Below are 16,747 nucleotides of genomic sequence, written 5' to 3'. Positions count from 1 at the left end.
AACAATATTTTAGGAGTGAGAAATATATGAAAAATAATTTTTATAAAAATACTATAGTATTAACAGCTTCTAATGTTACTGTTGGAATTTTAGGTTTTATATTTTCTATATATCTTTCTAAAATTTTAGGTGCAGAAGGAATGGCTTTATATAGTTTAGTTATGCCAGTTTACAATTTATTTATAGCTTTAATGACTGCAGGAATAATAGCTGCTATTTCTAAAGTATCTGCTATTTACTCTTCTGAAAATGACTATGGTAATCTTTTTAAAACTATAAAAACTGTATCCACATTTAATATTATATGGGCCATTATAATTGGCATTTTAGTATTTAGTTTTGCAGATTTCTTAGGTACTAATTGGATTAAAGATCCTAGAACTATAAATGCTATTAAGGTTACTTGTCCTGCAATGATTTTTATAGCTCTTTCTAACATATTAAAGGGATATTTTTATGGTACATCTAAGCTTTTTGTACCATCTTTTATAGATATCTTAGAAAAAGCTTTAAGAATCTTTATAATTTCCTTATTAATTTACTTTTTAAAGGCAAAATCACTTTCATCTTTAGTTACTGTTGCTTACGTTGCTTTATGCATCGGGGAACTTCAAAGCCTTATTCTTTTATTTTTATATTATAGAAACCTAAAAAAAGATATTATTGTTTCTTCTAAAAAAAGAGAAAGTAGACTTCAGCTTTTAATGGACGTATTGGTAGTTTCTTTTCCCCTTTGTATTACTGGATTTTTAAACAATATATTCTATACAATTTCTGCCTTAATTGTTCCAAGAAGATTAGTATCTTCTGGATTTAAATATGGAGCTGCTCTATCTATGATAGGTAAATATAATGGTATGGCTTTAAATATAGTTACTTTCCCTGGTGTTATTATAAATTCCTTAAATACTTTACTAATACCAGATTTATCTCAAACTATGAGTGAAAAAAATTATTATGCTGTTTCCAAAAGAATAAGAGATGTTTTAAGATTAGTTTTTTTAATAGGAATTGGTACTACAGTTTTATGTTTATCTATTCCTGATTCCTTAGGACAAATGTTTTTTTCTAGAAATGACCTTGGTTTATATATAAAAGCTGCTGCTATAACTGCTCCAATTCAATTTTTATCATTAACTATGTATGGAATATTAAATGGACTTGGAAGACAAGGAATTTTACTTAGAAATACTATTATTACAGAAACTTTAGAAATTACCCTTTTATTTATTTTAACTGGAATTTCTCGTATTAATATTTTTGGATACTGTATAACTGCTTTAATAGTACATTCTTTAAGTTTAATTCTTAATTTATATGAAACTAATAAAGTTATAGAAATAAACTTTTCTATAATAAACATAATAATATTTATTTTAGTTGGTGTATTATTTTATTTTTCTTTATCAATCATTTCTTCCCTATTGATTAACACTAATGTCATTTTCAAAAATGTATTATTCATACTTATAACCTTTATATTTTTTGTACTTTTTGCTTTAAAATATAAAATAAGTGAAGATTAAAAATATAAAAAATCTGTGAATTAGAAAATAATTTTTTCTCAATTCACAGATTTTTAATAATTATAGTATTTAAAGTTATTAAAAAACTATTTTTAAGGAATTTAGTTAAACTTTAATATATATTTATAATTTAAAAACTCTAAATAATTATCTTAATCTTTTCTTCATAAACTTAGGAAGCATTCTTAATAACCTAGGTGATAAAGCATTTATTTCTCTTTTTCTTATACCGCCCAAATATATCATAACATAAAGATATGTGATTCCACCTAAAATAATTAATACTGTTAATGGAATTACTTCTTGAAATCTTCTCATTCCTCCAAAACCTAATAAATTAAAAATATATTTAGTTCCATACAAAACTAATCCCATACATAAAGAACTAATTATTGGTTTTAAAGAAAGCTTTATTAAAGAAATTCTAATTTTTAATACTGAACATATTTTTTTGTGATTTATTAACATAGGTATCAAGAAACATAATATTCCACCTAAGACAGCACCATAAATATTAATTTTATACATTCCTACTAAAATATAATTAGAAATTATCTTAAGAATAATTCCTATACTTAAAGATACTAATAAAAAGTAAAATTTATTTATACTTTGAAGTACTGTACTTTGAATTTGAACCATAGCCATAAAAACTACAACTATAGAACCATAAAGCATAAGTTCATTACCTTCTATTGTATTAAATAATACTGTATAAACTTCTTTACTTAACATAGATAAAGCTAGAGCCGCTGGAATAGCTACTGTAAAGCTTATTCTTATAGTAAATATTAAATTATCCTTTATTCCTTTTCTATCCTTTAAAACATAAGATTTTGTTATTATAGGAAGTATAGCCGTTGCTAAGGCTGTTATTATTATAAGAGGAACATATAATAAGTTCTTGTAAAATCCTAAAACCCCATATAATATATCTGCTTCTTTATGATTAAATCCTGCAGATAAAAGTCTAGCATTTACTATAAACATATCTATTAAAGCTCCTAAATTTTGAAGTCCAGCACTTAAAGTTATTGGAAATCCATACATAATTAACTTTTTAATTATTACAGAATTTCTAGTTCTCTTTTTAGATTTATCTATTTTATAAGCTTCTCTATCTAATCTTTTTTTATAATATACATATATTAAAAAGTATACTGCTAATAAAGCTCCTACTGAGGTTCCAATAGTTCCTCCTGCACTACCTAAATTAACTCCATATTTAATAAGAAAGGCTGCGCAAATTAAGCTTACAAAAACATTGAAAAATTGTTCTAATACCGTAGATATTGCTAAAGGCGTCATTAAATTTTTACCTTGGAAATATCCCCTATATGCACACAAAACAGAAGTTATAGCTACTGCTGGTGCTAATGTCATAAGGCCATATACAATATTAGGATTTTTTGATTTTATTGAAACATAGTCTGCACTTACCATTAATATAACTGTAATTATAGTACCTACAATTAAAAGTAGCGTTCTTGCTATTTTAAAGGTTCTTACTGCATCTTTATGTTGACCTAAAGTAGTAAGTTCAGATACATATTTAGCAATAGCAGTTTGCATTCCTAAATTAGTTAAAGCATAAAAAAATACAAATATTTCATAGGTTTTTGCATATATTCCGTATCCTTCAATCCCGATTATAGATTGAAGCATGGGAACATACAAAAGTGATAATAATTTAGATAATATACCTGCAATAGATAAAATTGCAAATCCTCTAGTAGTTGACGTTGAATTTTCACTCATAAAACAATTCCCCTATCTTAAAATACTACTTTAAATACATCCCTTTTTATTTTTTTAAAGATAGGCGGCAGAGTTTCTGCTATAGTTTTATTTTTTAAGTGATTAAACTTCTCTGGTACATTCTTAAATATAACCTTATACGCATATAAAAACTGATAATTTAAACCATATTTATTTTCAAAGAATGAATTTAATCTTTTATCACCATACTTAGGATCTCCTATTATAGGATTGCCTAAAAAAGATAAATGAGCTCTTAACTGATGACTTTTACCTGTTATTAAATTAATTTCTATTAGTGAATATGCGCCATTACTTTCTAATGTTTTAACTTCCATTGCTATTTTTTTTGTATTTTTTCTTTCATTTTCAAATACTTGTGAAATGTTATTTTCTTCATCCTTAGTTATATAAGCTTCATATTTTCCGTCTTTTATTCTTCCCTTTACTAAGGCACAATAATATTTTGATATTTTTCTTTCTCTTATCATTTCATTTAAAAGCTTTAATCCTTCAAAAGTTTTACCAAAGAAAACAATTCCTGAAGTGTTCCTATCTAGTCTGTTACAAGAAGCTGGTGTAAATGTAACCTCTTTTTCTGGAAGATAATCTCCTTTTCTATTAAGATAGCTAAGAACATAGTCTGTTAAAGTTGGATCTCCATCTTTTTTATCACTATGCACTAAAATTCCAGGCCATTTTTCTACTAAAGCCATGCTTTCATCTTCATAGATAATTCTTAAAGATTTTGGATCTACTTCTTTAAACTTTTCATCTTTCTTTTCTTTTTTAGACATTATATATTTTATTTCTACTATATCCCCTTCATTTAAGGAATACTTTTCTTTTCCTTTTTTCCCATTAACTCTTATATCCCCTTTTCTAAGTGCTCTAAATATAGCACTTAATGGAACGTCTTTTAGCAGTTTTCTCAAAAATTTATCTAATCTTTGCCCTGCCTCATTTGTAGTTATTTCTATTTTCAAAAAAATCAGCTCCCAATCTAAAGTTATCTAAAATTCTCCATTTTAATAGCTTAATATTATTTTACTTACTTGTCAAATAATCTAAAGCTGCAGTACACTGAATAGCTACACCTACTGGAATACATTCTTCATCAATATCAAACATGGCATTATGTGCAGGTGCGTTTATACCTTTTTCATTATTTGCAGCACCTAAAAAATAAAAAGCACTTGGTCTTTCCATCGCAAAATAAGCAAAACTTTCAACCCCCATACTTGGTGATGGTTGCTCTATAACATTATCTTTTCCTATTACTTCCTTTGCTGCATTCTTTAATAAATCAACCATACTATCATCATTATAAAGACATGGATAACTTTCTTCTATCTCTATTTCATAGTCTCCCCTCATAGTTAAAGTTATTCCTTTTACTATTTCCTCAAGTCTTCTTTTTGCATATTCTCTATCTTCCTTTGCCATTGTTCTTATTATTCCCTTTAATATTACTTCATCTGGAATAATATTTTGAGCTGTTCCTCCTTCTATGGCCCCTACAGTTATTACTATAGGATTTACCGGTGAAATTTCTCTACTTGCTAACACTTGAAGAGCTAATATAACCTGTGATGAAATAACTATAGGGTCTACTGTACTATGAGGAGCTGCGCCATGTCCACCCTTTCCTTTTATCTTTATTGTAAAAGGATTAGACGCTGCATTAACTACTCCTTTTTTTATTTTTATTTTCCCCTTTTCTAAATCTTCAGTTACATGCAAGCCTAAAACCCTATCTACCTTTGGATTTTCAAGGACTCCTTCTTCGATCATATTTCTAGCTCCACCTACAGTTTCTTCTGCAGGTTCAAAAATAAGTTTAACTTTTCCACTAAATAAATTTTTATTTTCATTTAATAGTTTTGCTGCTCCTAATAATATAGTAGTATGAGCATCATGTCCACAAGCATGCATTTTTCCAGGTTCTTGAGATTTATATTCACAAACCTTTTTATCCTGTATTGGAAGTCCATCCATATCTGCCCTTAAAGCTATGACTTTTTCTTTGTCTCCTACATTTCCTGTTCCTTTTATTATTCCACATACTCCTGTCTTAGCTAAAGAAAAATATTCTATTCCTTCTTTCTCTAAAAACTCTTTAATCTTCCCAGAGGTTCTCCACTCTTCAAATCCTAGCTCTGGATGTTCATGCAAATCTCTTCTTATTTCTATTAATTTATCCTTTATATTTAATGCTTTATTATAAAAATCCATATAAGTTACCTCACACTTTCAAATTTTAACTTTATAAGTATCCATAAAAATATTATAAGCTCATATTCTTAGAATATGAGCTTATAATATTGATTATATAATAAGGATTTTCAACATTCAACTAACTTTAAATTATATTAAAATCATCTCTTCATTTTCTTCTCTTATATATGGTAGTTCCTTCATTATTTTGCATATATAATAAAGTTTAATATCTGATTTATCTATTGCATCTTTAATGCAGCATTTATTATTTAATAATATTTTACTCCATAAATTAACAAAATCTTCTTTAGTTAATAATACAAAATCATCTCCATTTTTTATAAGAAATACATTTTGTAATTCATTGTCAATTGAAAAATAATCTTTTTTATCATTTACTAATTTGTTTACGTCATTCCACATATCTTTAAACTTTAACAATCTTAATGCCTCCTTTTATAGAGTTTCTATTGAAATCTATTACATTATATCATATTTATTTTTATTTTAACAACTTTTATATAAGCTAATTATCCCCATTTAGAATATACTATATTCACTTTTCTTTTAATTAAATATATCTTTTTCACTTATATAATATACTTATAAAAATAAAGCATACTATATATAGAAATACAAAATAATTAGAATACTCCATTGATTTTATTTGCTAAATTTTAGTAACTAATTTATTCTCTATTACAGTTTGCAAAGAAAATTTTCTTTCCTCACCATCTTCAAATTTTATTTTTATTTCATTATTTTCTAAATAAATAATCTTACCTTGTCCATAAACCTTATGTGTAATTTTATCTTCTATTTTAAATCCATAATCTCTTTTCAGAAAAAATTTATTATAATCAGTTTCCTTTAAGAAAGTTGATTTATCTCTAAAAGTTCCCCTTACATTTTTCGGTGCGTAAATATATAAATTATTTATAGCTCTAGTTAAAGCCACATAATAAAGTCTTCTCTCCTCTTCCTGATTTTCTTCTTTAGAATTTTTATGGGGAATTATCTCTTCATTTACATCAATTAGAAAAACATTCTTAAATTCCATTCCTTTAACTCCATGAATAGTACTTAAAATCACCCTATTTCCTTTACTATTCTTACTTTCTTTTAATTTTTCTTTTATAGAATCTATATGAGCTAAAAAAGTTATTATGGATTTAAATTCTAATGCAGAACTTTTAAATTCTTCTATAATTTCCTTAAAACTTTCTATATCTTGTTTATATCTACTGCAATAATCCCCTATATACTCTAAGTATCCTAAATTATTTATTATAAATTCTACAGCACCACATAAAGACATTTTATTTAAATAGGCTATATCTTTATATAAATCATCAATACTTTTTATTTGATATGGATGAATGCTTTCTAAATTTTTAAGAACCTCAAATAAGTTCTCTTTATATTTTTTACCTTTAATATCTTCTATAGATTTTTTTGAAATATACCTAAAAGGCTTATTTATAATTCTAAAAAAACTTTCTCTATCAGTAGGATCTATAGATAATTTTAAATAGCTAATTATATCTTTACAGATAAAGTGATCATAAAAATTATATTCCCCATCTAATAATCTAAATGGAATTTTATTTCTTATAAATCCATCAATAACTCCTCTACTTTGTATATTAGTTCTATATAAAATCACATTATCGTCATAATTATCTCCACTTTTTATATTTTCCTTTATAATATCACTAATTATCTCTACTTCTTTATTTTCATCATAAGGGTACATAATTTCAAATCTACCATTATCTTCTTTATAGCTTATAATTTCTTTTTTATTTCGGTTTTTGTTATTTTCAATAACCTTAGAAGATAAATCTACTATATTTTTACTACTTCTATAGTTATACTTTAAATATCTCTTTTCTCCATTTAAAAATAATTTATTAAAATCAACCATACACTGTGGATTTGACCCCCTAAAAGAATATATGCACTGATCTTCATCTCCTACAGCAAATAAAGAATTATCTTCATTTAAAAGCTGAAGAATTTCTATTTGTATAGGATCACAATCTTGAAATTCATCTACTAAAATATGTTTAAAAAGTCTTCTATATCCTCTTAATATATTTTCATTGTTATAAAGTAAATCTCTGCATTGTATTTGAAGATCATCAAAATCTAAAAGATTTAACCTCTCTTTATATTTTTCATATTCCTCATAACATTTAAAAAATATTTCTTCGCTACATTCACTATTATCCTTTATTTGTTTTCTACATTTATAATATGAAATCATATTTAACACTTCTTTTATTTTTTCTTCACTTATTTCATTTAATATACTTTCTAATACCTTTTTTACAACTCCATAGGCCTCTTTCTGAGATATTAATTTTATTTCTCCTTTATGTCTTATTAATATTTTATAAAATAGCCCATGAAAAGTTCCAAAGAAAGGTAATTTGTTTTCATTATAATTTTCTTTAAATCTTTCCTTCATATTATTAGCTGCTGCTTTAGTAAATGTTATAACTATAACATTAAAAGGAGAAATATTTTTTTTATTAATTAAATAATTTAATCTATTTAATATTACTGTAGTTTTACCTGAACCTGGAGGAGCTACAATTAAAACCTTCTTATTATCGCAAAAGGCAGCTTCTTTTTGAAATTTATCTAAACTTATCATTTCTACTCCTTATTAAAATCTATATATTAATTATTACCAAATTTAAAGTTACTAATAACTCTATTGTAATAATTTCTTCATGAGGGTACAATATGTTTATGGTATTCTACGAATAAAGGAGATATAATAACATGAATTACAAGTTTGATGTACAAAACTCAAGAAATTTAACGATGCTTGTTGATTTCTATGAGCTTACTATGGGAAATGGATACTTTAATGACGGACTAAAAGATAAAATAGCATATTATGATATGTTTTTTAGAAGAGTACCTGATGGTGGTGGCTATTGCATAATGGCTGGTGTAGAGCAGCTTATAGAATATTTATCTAATTTAAAATTTTCTAAAGAAGATATAGATTATTTAAGAAGTAAAAATTTATTTTCTGAAGATTTTTTAGATTATCTTAAAAACTTTAAATTTTCTTGTGATGTATGGGCCGTACCAGAAGGAAATCCTGTTTTTCCTAATGAACCATTAGTAACTGTTAAAGGACCTGTTATTCAAGCTCAATTTGTTGAAACAATGATTCTTTTAACTATAAATCACCAAACTTTAATAGCAACTAAAGCAAATAGAATATGTAGAGCCGCTCAAGGAAGACCTGTTATGGAATTTGGTTCAAGAAGAGCTCAAGGATATGACGGTGCAATATATGGAGCTAGAGCTGCCATAATAGGAGGTTGTAATTCAACTGCCTGCACTATATCAGATCAAATGTTTTCAGTACCAGCTGTAGGAACTATGGCCCATAGCTGGGTTCAACTATATCCTTCTGAATATGAAGCATTTAAAGCTTGGGCAAAAGTATATCCAGAAGATTGCGTATTACTTGTTGATACTTACAATGTATTAAAATCAGGTATTCCTAATGCTATAAAAGTATTTGATGAAATATTAAAACCACAAGGTATTAGACCTAAAGGAATTAGAATAGACAGTGGAGATATAACTTATCTTACTAAAAAATGTAGAAAGCTACTTGATAAAGCTGGATATGAAGATGTATCTATAATAATTTCAAATTCTCTTGATGAACATATAATAAGAGATGTTATAAATCAAGGTGCTGCGGTAGATTCCTTCGGGGTTGGTGAAAGATTAATTACTGCTAAATCAGAACCTGTTTTTGGCGGTGTATATAAACTTGTTGCTATTGAAGAAGATGGTAAAATAATACCTAAGATCAAAATCAGTGAAAATGAAGAAAAAATCACAAATCCAGGATTTAAAAAAATCTATAGAATCTTTGAAAAAGATTCCCATAAAGCTATTGCTGATTTAATATCTTTAAATAATGAAACTATAGATACTACAAAGACCTTAGAAATCTTTAACCCTATATATACTTGGAAAAGAAAAAAATTAACTAATTATTATATAAAAGATTTAATGGTTAAGATTTTTGATAAAGGTAAAGCGATTTATAAAAACCCCTCAGTTCTTGAAATTAAAAATCTTGCTAAACAAGAAACTGAAAAATTATGGCCTGAGGTTTTAAGGTTTGAAAATCCACATACTTATTATGTAGATTTATCCAATGACTTATGGAATTTAAAACAGGATTTACTTCATAAATATACGGATCAATATAAATAAAAAACCTGCTTAAGCAGGTTTTTTATATTTAAAAATTACTTGAAATTCCAAACTTTTTAAAGAAATAATCATGTTCTAAATCATTATCATACTTGAAACTATTATGAAATCCTTTGTAGTTATCCATATTATCTTCTATAGAACACATTTGAAAAACACAACCTTCTCCTTCTTCTGATGAATTGATCATAGGACACTCATCATTACACTCTATAATTTTTTTAGATGTTGACCAAAATGGACAGTGACTCATATAAATCCCCCCATTCACTGTTAATAAATTCCCTAATTATAGATTATTATATTAAAAAAAAGAATAAAAATAAAGGCTATTTTTAATTATTTGAATTTTTTGTGATTTTACATTACTTAATTGCTTTATTTAACAACTTGGTAATTTATTGTAATTTTTTATATTGAAATATTAATGTTATATAAATAAAAGGTCATGGAAAATTCCATGACCTTTTATTTATGTAATATTTTATAATTCTCTATTTATTGTTTCCATTATTTTTGTTAACTGAAATATTTATTATTTCATTTTGGAAAGCCTTTAATAATGCTTTTTCTAAAACTCTATCGTTATCAAAATTTTCTTCATCTTTACATATTGCAAAAACCTTATTAGTTTCTCCATCTACATTCCTATAAGTTAATGTAACATTAGGCTTGTTATATTCAACATCAACTATTCTTAATCCCCAAGAGATTTGTGCATAATCTCCATCTACAGATAGTTTAGTTAAATCCTTCAATTTTTGCTTTTCTTTATTTGGATCATTCACTATAATAAGTTCTTCTCCAACTTTATATTTAGCCATATATTATCGCTCCTATCCTTTATCATTAAGTTCAATCAATATACTTTTAGTTTATCACTTTGTATTTTTTTAGTAAAGTTATAAAAATTAAGTTAAACTTTATAATAACTGTTTTTTTGCATATTTTAAGGTTTTTTCTCTTATTATGGATAATATAATTATCTTTATTATATTTATAATATTTATTTATATTTTTTTTATTGTTATAATAAATTGAAAACCTATTAAGGAGGCCTACTATTTGTTTGGTTATGTATTTCCATGTAGAATGGAATTAAAAGTAAAAGAATATGAAAAATTCAAAGCTTATTATTGTGGACTATGCCATGCAATAAAAAATATTTATGGTAATATACCAAGACTTTCATTAAATTATGATATGACATTTTTAGGACTTTTATTAGACTCAATGTCAATAAATAATTCTAACGCAAAAAAAATTAGATGTTTTCTTCATCCCAATAAGGAAAAACCTATAATAAATAATTCTTTTGCTTTAGATTATGCTGCAAATATTAATGTTATATTATTTTATAACAAACTACTAGATGATATTCAAGATGATAAAAGTTTTAAAAGTAAATTAGGTGCTTTATTATTTTTCAATGTTAATAATAAATTTAAGGATAGTTATAGTGAAATAAATACTAAAATCACCTCAAATTTAAAAGACTTATATGAAAAAGAAAATAATTACAAAAATTTATCTTTAGATGAGATAGCTCATCCTTTTAGTGATTTAACTGGATATTTATTTATGAATTATCCAAACCCCATAGAAGATGATTCTCAATATAAAAGAGATCAATTATATTGGCTTGGATATAATCTAGGTAAATGGATATATTTAATAGATGCCTTTGATGACTTAGAAGAAGATATGAAAAATAATAAATTTAATGCTTTGTCTTCTATTTTAAATAATGATAATCTTTCCTTTGAAGATTTTAGAGAAACAATTTTAAAAAGAATTGAATTTTCTCTTTTAAATTGTGCCTCTCAATGTTATAATCATCTTCAAAATTTAAATATATCTAAAAATAAAGGTATTTTAGATAATATAATAAAATTAGGTATAACAGAGAAAACCTTTAAAGTACTATATAAAAATGATTAATCTATTTGTAAAAAAGATAAACTAGAGGAGTGATAATATGACTAATCCATATGAAGTATTAGGTATACGCGAAGGGGCAAGTGAAGATGAAATAAAAAAAGCATATAGAGATCTTGCAAAAAAATATCATCCAGATCAATATGGAAATAATCCATTAAAAGATTTAGCCGAAGAAAAAATGAGAGAATTAAATGAAGCTTATGATTATCTTATGAAAAATTCTCAAAACTTTTCAAATAATTCTTATAACAATAATTCTTATAACAATGGATCAACAAATAACTTCAACACATATCAAGCTGTAAAACAAGATATAGCTGCTGGTCAATTTTTGGCAGCAGAACAAAAGCTTAATTCTATAAGAACAAGAGATGCTGAATGGAACTATTTATATGGCGTTATTCAACTTCAAAAAGGCTGGTATGATAGTGCCTTAAGTTACATTCAAACAGCTTGTAGCCTAGATCCTAATAATTTAGAGTACAGACAAACATTAAACTCATTAAAATCAAGAGCAAATAATTTTGGAAATAATTACTACAGAACAACAAGAAGCGATGATACCTGTGATACTTGTTTAAAACTTTGGTGTTTAGATTCTATATGTGAGTGTATGGGATTTGACTGTATCCCTTGCTGTTAGAAATTTAAATTAGGTGATTTATATGAATAAATCTAGTGAACTTGCAAAAGGCGGTATTTTTACTGCCTTAACATTGATTTTATTGTATTTAACATCTATTATTCCTACAAGTAAAATCGCTTTGTTAACCTTAGCATCTGCTTTAATTCCATTTTCAATAATATCCTTAGGATATAAAAGTTCTATACTAATTTATTTAAGCTCTTCTATATTAGCTTTCTTATTCGTAGATAAAAAAATAGCTTTTATGTATGTAAGCTTCTTAGGAGTATATGGATTTATAAAAAACCTTGCTGAAAAAATAAATAATATTTATATAGAAATAATTTTAAAAGTTTTATTTTTTAATGTCTTTTTAATAATATTTTATTATTTATATAAAATACTATTTCTAGGTTATGGAGATTTAAATATTTCTAAACCATTAATTATAATACTAAGTGAGATAATATTTTTGATATATGATTATGGATTAACTTTAATCATTAGTTTTTATATAAAAAAATTTAAAGGCAAAGGAATGTAATCCTTTGCCTTATTAGCTTTTGTATTTATTTGACTTTAATTTTAGAATATTTAAATATTACTATGTTTTTTGTAATATATTGAAAAATTATCTATTGTGTTATATTATAACAATAGATGCATTTAAAACTTATTTTAAATTATATTTAATTTTTAATAAAAAAAACAAAAAGAACAGTTAAACTGTTCTTTAAGGATAAAGAAAAATGAACATGGACTTTACTACAAACTTGTTAATTAATTAACAACTTATATTATTATTTTATCAGATTGTTTTATTTTTGACAATATCTTTTTAAAAAAATCTTATTAATTCTTAGTAAAATTTTTCTATTTTATTAGTTTTTAATAGATACTAGCAGTAAATAACATTTGACAACAAATAATAGCTATTATATAATATTTTTAGTTTATAAAGAAGGATGGTGGATATGGATAATATAACTCAAATTTTTAGAGAAAAAAAGTTAAAACTAACACCACAGAGAATAGCTGTATATAAGTATTTAAAAGGTACTAAAGAGCACCCTTCTGCTGAAACCATTTATAAATCTTTACAGGAAGATTATCCTACTATGAGTTTAGCTACTGTTTATAAGGCTTTAAAAACTTTAGTTGAAGTTGGTCTTATTCAAGAACTTAATGTAGGTGAAGGTAATTTTAGATATGATGGTAATCCTGTATGTCATCCACATATTCAATGTATAAATTGTAGCAAAGTAGACGATTTAGAAGATTTAGATTTCAGTAATTTAAATAAAGATGCAGAGTCTCATTGTAAGTATAAAGTTTTATCAAATCAAGTTTATTTTTACGGTCTTTGTGAAGATTGTCAAAAAAAATATTAAAATAACAATTTATTATAAATATAAAAGCTAGGGAATTTCCTAGCTTTTATATTTATAATAAACTTTTTATTGTTTATAAACTCTCTCTATAATATTTTGCCACTCATTGCCACTATATTTTCCTTCAGAAATACTTTTTAATTCTACCTTTATCTCTTCTTCAATTTTCTTAGGTAAATTTAAATAAAATGGAATATTATTTTCATTAGCAGCTTTTATTGTCCAAACCATTTCATTAATAAGACCTGGTGTATAATGAGTTCCTTTCATATTTCCTGATAAGAATCCCTTTTTACCTAAAGTTATATAAATCTCATCTCTACATATATAATCTAAAAATTTATTAACTTCTGATTTATTATCTGTTCCTGTAAAGCTACAAACTATATGCTCCACTACTACTGGAGGACTTATATGATAGTTTTTGGAAAACAAATTAGATATAGTCTTTATATCTTCTTTACTTTCTAATCCACCTAATGCAGCAGTACAAGTAATTATTAATTTTTTATCACCATTAAAAAAGGCTTCAAAATTTTTATCTTCTTCTTTAACTAAAGTAACATTATTTTCTTTTAATATATTTAAAAATAAATTAAAGCTATAGAAAACATTTTGCATTTTATTGATCCCTAAATAATTTTCTTTACTTTCATCAAATTTATTTTCTATATCACTATAAGTTATTAAGTTATTACTTAAGTAAGTTAAAGTGGTAAGATTAAAATCTAGCTCTTTTGGAACTATTACAGGCAATTCACCTTTATTTTTACTTAATAATGTTTTAAAATTATTTTCATCTAACTTTATGCTTCCATCTATATTAAAAGGTATATCCTCCTTTTTACATAACATTTCAATAGAATATGGCATAAGTCCTAATCCAAAGTATTCCTCATATGCTTTTCCATAGCTACAAACTATATTATAGAATCTTTCATTAATTTTATTAGCTTTATAAAGTTCTGAAATATTTTTTATAATTCCTCTTCTTGATAATTCCATCATACTTTGTCTACCACAAAGTATGATATCATAATCTTCTTTTTTAATTACTTCTAAAGTTTCATCTAAGCCTTTAGTATTTTTTATGTTAATTTTAATATTCTCATTTTCTTTTTTATATTCTTCAAATATTGTATTTATAAAATCATTATCTATACTTTTAGGATCTTCTAAAATTATTTTTAAATTTTTATTATTATCATTATTAATTTTATTACAACTTAATAAATTAGTAGATATTAATAAAATTATACTAAAACAACCTATAACTTTAAATAAATTTTTCATATCATCACCTCAAAAGAATACTATAAAATATAGTATTCCTTAAATATTCCTTTAAATATACCTATAAAATAATATTTGAAATTTTTTAAATATAAATATTTTATTTTTTGACAAAATTAAAGGGTCGCATAAGCGACCCAAAAAGGGGGATGGGGGGTTTTAACTTTAATGAAGACAAACATATCTTCATCGTTATTAGGAAATATTCTCCTAACTTACAGTATTATTATTAACTAATAGTATAGAAATTATACAAATAAATTAAAATTAATCTTCTATTTCTCCTTTTTCATACATATATATTAATTTATCTAAAAATTCTACCTTAGAAGGCTCTACTATGTTTCTTAAGGATTTTAACATCTCTATATTAGACTGATTAACCTCAGAAGTATTTTTTCTATGACGCCTTCTTTTTTTGCTATGACTATGATTATTTTCTCTCATATTATTATTAGAATCATTATTAACTAAGTTATTTAATATATCTTGAGGGCTTCTATTACCTATAGAATCTGAAAGATCATTAAAATTATTTAAATTAAAAGACTCATTATTATTCATAGCAGAAAATAAAGATTGTAATGGATTCATTGTATTTTCTTGATTTTGTCCTCCTTGAAATGCTCCATTCATTCCCATAATACTAGAAATTATATTCATAGGATTCATAGAATTAGCTCCATTTCCTCCAAAAATGCTTGATATCATACTCATAGGATTCATTCCATTACTACCTTCTCCATTTGGAGAAAAGCCTCTATTTCCTCCTAACATACTGGATATCATATTAAAAGGATTATTCATTCCACCATTCCCTTCTCCATTTGGAGAAAAGCCTCCATTTCCTCCTAACATGCTTGATATCATATTAAAAGGATTATTATTCATTCCACCATTCCCTTCTCCATTTGGAGAAACTCCTCCATTTCCTCCTAACATGCTTGATATCATATTAAAAGGATTATTCATTCCACCATTTCCTTCTCCATTTGGAGAAACTCCTCCATTTCCTCCTAGCATACTGGATATCATACTCATAGGATTCATTCCATTTCCTAAACTTCCTAAAGAACCATTATTAAAAGCTAATGTACTTAATAATACTAAAGGATTCATACCATTCATCTGATTAAAATTATTTCCTAAAGGATTACCTCCCATATTAGTATTATTATCATATTTATATTGCTTATGTCTTCTTTTCCCCATAACCTTCCTCCTATAATTTTTTATTTAGCTTAATATTTTATGTATAATATTTTTTTATGTATAATATTTTTATTTTATATATTCTTATTATTTATTTACTAAACTTCCTAAAATAATTATTTTTTTTGGAGGGCTAAAAAGCCCTCCAACAATTACCATCCAGATATAATTTTAAATTACTACTAAGATAGTTAATATTGTTTATAAGTTTATAACAATAAATTCTTATAAACTAATCTTCATAATTCTTAGAAACAACATCCTCCATTATTTCCACCACAGCAGAATAATATCAATAAGATAAATATCCACCACCAACTATTATTTCCACAGCCACTATTATTACAGTTGTTATTTCCATTATTACATCCACCACAACAGAATAGTAATAATATTATTATCCACCACCAGCTATTGCAATTATTTCCATAGTTAGGTGACATAATTACTGCATTATCACAACAACAACAATCTCTTCTTCTACGTGACATATATATTCCTCCTTTTTATTCTATAGT

General features: G+C 25.2%; 16 protein-coding genes. 6 read left to right on the top strand and 10 right to left on the bottom strand.

The features are described from left to right. Positions 1 to 26: 26 nt before the first annotated feature. Positions 27 to 1,526 carry a stage V sporulation protein B gene (gene spoVB / locus BUA70_RS03225; RefSeq protein ID WP_072893033.1) on the top strand — a complete coding sequence of 500 codons (1,500 nt, stop codon included), beginning with the start codon at positions 27 to 29 and terminating at the stop codon, positions 1,524 to 1,526. Positions 1,527 to 1,673: 147 nt separating this feature from the next. Here the strand turns inward: spoVB and BUA70_RS03220 are convergent, their stop codons facing one another. From BUA70_RS03220 to BUA70_RS03200, 5 genes are all read right to left on the bottom strand, one after another. After that, positions 1,674 to 3,284 carry a putative polysaccharide biosynthesis protein gene (locus tag BUA70_RS03220; RefSeq protein ID WP_072893030.1) on the bottom strand — a complete coding sequence of 537 codons (1,611 nt, stop codon included), beginning with the start codon at positions 3,282 to 3,284 and terminating at the stop codon, positions 1,674 to 1,676. A 17-nt stretch (positions 3,285 to 3,301) separates the two neighbouring features. Further along, complete coding sequence (locus tag BUA70_RS03215; protein WP_072893026.1) at positions 3,302 to 4,270, bottom strand: RluA family pseudouridine synthase; 969 nt, start codon at positions 4,268 to 4,270, stop codon at positions 3,302 to 3,304. Positions 4,271 to 4,331: 61 nt separating this feature from the next. Continuing rightward, positions 4,332 to 5,519, bottom strand: a complete 1,188-nt coding sequence (locus BUA70_RS03210; protein WP_072893023.1) for a M20 metallopeptidase family protein — start codon at positions 5,517 to 5,519, stop codon at positions 4,332 to 4,334. Between the two features lie 132 nt (positions 5,520 to 5,651). Next, positions 5,652 to 5,945 carry a hypothetical protein gene (locus BUA70_RS03205; protein WP_072893020.1) on the bottom strand — a complete coding sequence of 98 codons (294 nt, stop codon included), beginning with the start codon at positions 5,943 to 5,945 and terminating at the stop codon, positions 5,652 to 5,654. Between the two features lie 229 nt (positions 5,946 to 6,174). Then, a complete protein-coding gene (locus tag BUA70_RS03200; protein WP_072893016.1) occupies positions 6,175 to 8,166 on the bottom strand; it encodes an ATP-dependent helicase in 1,992 nt (663 codons plus the stop codon). A gap of 131 nt (positions 8,167 to 8,297) precedes the next feature. On the opposite strand from BUA70_RS03200, the gene BUA70_RS03195 reads away from it, so the two are divergent. Then, positions 8,298 to 9,767: a nicotinate phosphoribosyltransferase gene (locus BUA70_RS03195; protein WP_072893012.1), complete on the top strand. Its 1,470-nt coding sequence runs from the start codon at positions 8,298 to 8,300 to the stop codon at positions 9,765 to 9,767. 28 nt (positions 9,768 to 9,795) lie between these two features. Here BUA70_RS03195 and BUA70_RS03190 read toward each other — a convergent pair whose 3' ends face one another. Further along, positions 9,796 to 10,020 carry a hypothetical protein gene (locus BUA70_RS03190; protein ID WP_072893009.1) on the bottom strand — a complete coding sequence of 75 codons (225 nt, stop codon included), beginning with the start codon at positions 10,018 to 10,020 and terminating at the stop codon, positions 9,796 to 9,798. Positions 10,021 to 10,261: 241 nt separating this feature from the next. Next, positions 10,262 to 10,591 carry a hypothetical protein gene (locus BUA70_RS03185; protein ID WP_072893005.1) on the bottom strand — a complete coding sequence of 110 codons (330 nt, stop codon included), beginning with the start codon at positions 10,589 to 10,591 and terminating at the stop codon, positions 10,262 to 10,264. 241 nt (positions 10,592 to 10,832) lie between these two features. On the opposite strand from BUA70_RS03185, the gene BUA70_RS03180 reads away from it, so the two are divergent. From BUA70_RS03180 to perR, 4 genes are all read left to right on the top strand, one after another. After that, positions 10,833 to 11,708: a DUF5685 family protein gene (locus BUA70_RS03180; protein ID WP_072893002.1), complete on the top strand. Its 876-nt coding sequence runs from the start codon at positions 10,833 to 10,835 to the stop codon at positions 11,706 to 11,708. 37 nt (positions 11,709 to 11,745) lie between these two features. Continuing rightward, on the top strand, positions 11,746 to 12,351 hold the full coding sequence (locus BUA70_RS03175) for a J domain-containing protein (RefSeq protein ID WP_072892983.1): 606 nt from the start codon (positions 11,746 to 11,748) through the stop codon (positions 12,349 to 12,351). Between the two features lie 22 nt (positions 12,352 to 12,373). Next, the gene (locus tag BUA70_RS03170; protein ID WP_072892979.1) at positions 12,374 to 12,877 is read left to right on the top strand and encodes a hypothetical protein; all 504 of its coding nucleotides are present in this window, start codon (positions 12,374 to 12,376) and stop codon (positions 12,875 to 12,877) included. A 430-nt stretch (positions 12,878 to 13,307) separates the two neighbouring features. Next, positions 13,308 to 13,724: a transcriptional regulator PerR gene (gene perR, locus BUA70_RS03165; RefSeq protein WP_072892976.1), complete on the top strand. Its 417-nt coding sequence runs from the start codon at positions 13,308 to 13,310 to the stop codon at positions 13,722 to 13,724. 66 nt (positions 13,725 to 13,790) lie between these two features. Here perR and BUA70_RS03160 read toward each other — a convergent pair whose 3' ends face one another. From BUA70_RS03160 to BUA70_RS03150, 3 genes are all read right to left on the bottom strand, one after another. Continuing rightward, positions 13,791 to 15,017 carry a hypothetical protein gene (locus tag BUA70_RS03160; protein WP_072892973.1) on the bottom strand — a complete coding sequence of 409 codons (1,227 nt, stop codon included), beginning with the start codon at positions 15,015 to 15,017 and terminating at the stop codon, positions 13,791 to 13,793. Positions 15,018 to 15,284: 267 nt separating this feature from the next. Next, a complete protein-coding gene (locus tag BUA70_RS03155; protein ID WP_072892971.1) occupies positions 15,285 to 16,229 on the bottom strand; it encodes a hypothetical protein in 945 nt (314 codons plus the stop codon). A 248-nt stretch (positions 16,230 to 16,477) separates the two neighbouring features. After that, positions 16,478 to 16,720: a chorion class high-cysteine HCB protein 13 gene (locus tag BUA70_RS03150; RefSeq protein ID WP_341457265.1), complete on the bottom strand. Its 243-nt coding sequence runs from the start codon at positions 16,718 to 16,720 to the stop codon at positions 16,478 to 16,480. Between the last annotated feature and the right edge of the window lie 27 nt (positions 16,721 to 16,747).

Source organism: Clostridium fallax (genome assembly GCF_900129365.1).
Classification (GTDB): domain Bacteria; phylum Bacillota; class Clostridia; order Clostridiales; family Clostridiaceae; genus Clostridium_AH; species Clostridium_AH fallax.
This window is presented reverse-complemented; position numbering and strand designations above follow the sequence as displayed.